Origin of the sequence: Moorena sp. SIO1F2, from assembly GCF_010672755.1 — a bacterium.
GTDB lineage: Bacteria > Cyanobacteriota > Cyanobacteriia > Cyanobacteriales > Coleofasciculaceae > Moorena.
Genome location: NZ_JAAHFV010000582.1, coordinates 1 through 2,376, shown reverse-complemented (window position 1 = coordinate 2,376; position 2,376 = coordinate 1). Strand labels below are relative to the sequence as shown.

5 protein-coding genes are annotated in these 2,376 nt (G+C 43.3%); all 5 read left to right on the top strand.

From position 1 onward, the window contains the following. Window positions 1-193 precede the first annotated feature (193 nt). On the top strand, window positions 194-721 hold the full coding sequence (locus tag F6J94_RS33015) for a filamentous hemagglutinin N-terminal domain-containing protein (protein WP_293047966.1): 528 nt from the start codon (window positions 194-196) through the stop codon (window positions 719-721). Then, window positions 691-924: a hypothetical protein gene (locus F6J94_RS33010; RefSeq protein WP_293047964.1), complete on the top strand. Its 234-nt coding sequence runs from the start codon at window positions 691-693 to the stop codon at window positions 922-924. The genes F6J94_RS33015 and F6J94_RS33010 overlap by 31 nt, the downstream gene beginning before the upstream one ends. Further along, on the top strand, window positions 872-1,345 hold the full coding sequence (locus F6J94_RS33005) for an S-layer family protein (protein WP_293047961.1): 474 nt from the start codon (window positions 872-874) through the stop codon (window positions 1,343-1,345). Before F6J94_RS33010 ends, F6J94_RS33005 begins: the two co-directional genes overlap by 53 nt. Window positions 1,346-1,648: 303 nt before the next feature. Further along, window positions 1,649-1,885 carry a DUF433 domain-containing protein gene (locus tag F6J94_RS33000; protein WP_293019885.1) on the top strand — a complete coding sequence of 79 codons (237 nt, stop codon included), beginning with the start codon at window positions 1,649-1,651 and terminating at the stop codon, window positions 1,883-1,885. Window positions 1,886-1,952: 67 nt separating this feature from the next. Then, complete coding sequence (locus tag F6J94_RS32995; RefSeq protein WP_293019884.1) at window positions 1,953-2,297, top strand: DUF5615 family PIN-like protein; 345 nt, start codon at window positions 1,953-1,955, stop codon at window positions 2,295-2,297. Window positions 2,298-2,376: the final 79 nt, after the last annotated feature.

Genomic DNA, 2,376 nt, shown 5'->3' with positions numbered 1-2,376 from the left:
GATTAGATTGTAGGGTGGGCAAAAACAGTTTGGTTCCAATAATGATTAATGATTAGACTACTTTGCCCACCCTACTTTAGCTGACAGCTGACTCCCTGTAGTGAGTTTGATTTGTAACTTTGACCATCGCTGATGGGAAAAATAACTATATCCCACTCAAACCAAAGTTACGTCAACCACCAGGGTCAAGTTGATGAACCAAACCATTCAGCGATGCTATTTACTCGGCCATCTTTTAGTCTCTAGTCTCCTCATCCCCAACATTGCTACCGCCCAAATCAGCAGTGATGGCACCTTATCTACCACCGTGACTAGTGATGATGGGGTGAATTTCTTGATTGAAAAAGGGGTACGCACTTGGGATCATCTATTTCATAGCTTCTCGGAATTTTCTGTACCCAGCAACGGGTCAGCCTTTTTTAACAATGCTGGGGATATTGTCAATATCTTTAGCCGTGTCACCGGAGGGAATATTTCTAATATTGACGGCTTGATTCGCGCCAATGGTAACGCTAATTTATTCCTGATTAATCCAGCCGGAATTATCTTTGGGGAAAATGCTTCGTTGAATATAGGAGGTTCATTTTTTGCCACTACTGCCGAGAGTGTAGTATTTGGAGATGGGATTGAATTTAGTGCCACTGAACCAAACCAAGCGCCGTTATTAACGATTATACTCCTGGTTTACAGATGGGAACAAATCCGGGAAATATTACAGTAGTTGGTCCAGGACAAACCCTCAATGGCAGTATTTTTACTCCTTTTGATCGCAGTAATCTTGGATCCCAATTACAGGTTCAACCAGGGAATACTTTAGCCTTGGTAGGTCTCATTGAAAGTAGCTTGATCAACGCCAATTCTAATCGAGGCAATGGTGGAGATATTGCCATTACTACCCAAGGCTTATTTGTGTTTCCCCGCTAGTTCTCAGTTTGGAGTAGATGGCCTGATCACCATTAACAATCCTGACTCCGATCCGGCTAACGGCTTAATTCAACTACCCACAGATACTAGCGATCGCACTCAACAAATCGCTGAAGGTTGCCGTTGGACTGCCACCAGTAGTTTTTATATTACCGGACGGGGTGGCATACCCCAAGATCCCAGTGCCATGGTACGGGGTGGCCAAATTTTATCGGATGTGCGGGATATATCGGATCTATCCATAGTGCGCGCCATACCCGAAGCTGAAGATCGTAAAGCACACACTAATACCAAAGCACCGATACTGGAAGCTAATGCTTGGATTATTAATGAGGAAGGTAATGTGGAATTAGTCGCTGTTGTCAACTCGAACCAGGCGCTCGATTTTCTGCGAGCAACTTGTGCGATTAAAGAGGATTAGATTGTAGGGTGGGCAAAGACAGTTTGGTTCCAATCAGTATTAATGATTAGATTACTTTGCCCACCCTACTTTAACCACCAAGGAGATTGTAGGGTGGGCAAAGACAGTTTGGTTCCAATCAGTATTAATGATTAAATTACTTTGCCCACCCTACTTTAGCTAAAATGGTGCAAAGTGGGTAGGGAGCGGTTGAGGCACTTTACCCAACATTGGCACTAGCATTGCTTGGGTTTCACTATCCTTAAACCCAACCTGCATTTTTAGAGATATCAGTACTGAAACGATTGTTGCAACCACTAAAACATGACTAATTGGCAAGAAGATATTTCCACTAACCTAAACGTCTGTCACGGTAAAGCTTGTATTAAAGGCACTCGAATTATGGTATCAATAATCCTAGATAACCTAGCCGAAGGCTTGACACCAGAAGAAATTGTGGCTGAATACCCACCACTAACTCTGGACAACATTAGAAATGCGATTGCATATGCTGCTGCTTTAACCTCAGAAGAAGAACTTATCCCCCTGCGATCACAATAATGCTAGTCAAATTAGATGAGAATCTCAGCAATACCCATGCCCAGTTCTTGAGAGACGCAGGTTATCAATGCGTTCGCTTTTAGCGGAAGCTGAGGCCTTTGGCCACGCTTTGCGAACGCTTCATCGCGTAACTGATCAAGGATTATCCGGTGCAGATGATGAAATTGTTTGGCAACGGGTTTGTAATGAAGGGCGTTTTTTCATTACTCTTGATTTAGACTTTTCTGACGTTCGCCGTTTTCCTCCTGGTACACACCCAGGAATTTTACTATTGCGTCCAAGCCGTCGTAGTCGTCAAGCTGTACTGAATTTACTTTCTCGAGTTTTGAACGAACAACCGTTGGAAAGTTTACAAGGTTGTTTAGTAGTTGCAGATGAAATGCATACGAGAATTCGCAGACCTCAAGTTTAATCCCCCTCTCCCAAGCAGCTTGTAAGGTGGGCAAAGACAGTTTGGTTCCAATGAGTATTAATGATTAGACTACTTTGCA

What these genes read in the sequence shown, in the direction of transcription:
- F6J94_RS33015 (WP_293047966.1), top strand. Translation starts at nt 194, where the DNA reads ATGAACCAAACCATTCAGCGATGCTATTTACTCGGCCATCTTTTAGTC.
- F6J94_RS33010 (WP_293047964.1), top strand. Translation starts at nt 691, where the DNA reads ATGGGAACAAATCCGGGAAATATTACAGTAGTTGGTCCAGGACAAACC.
- F6J94_RS33005 (WP_293047961.1), top strand. Translation starts at nt 872, where the DNA reads ATGGTGGAGATATTGCCATTACTACCCAAGGCTTATTTGTGTTTCCCC.
- F6J94_RS33000 (WP_293019885.1), top strand. Translation starts at nt 1,649, where the DNA reads ATGACTAATTGGCAAGAAGATATTTCCACTAACCTAAACGTCTGTCAC.
- F6J94_RS32995 (WP_293019884.1), top strand. Translation starts at nt 1,953, where the DNA reads ATGCGTTCGCTTTTAGCGGAAGCTGAGGCCTTTGGCCACGCTTTGCGA.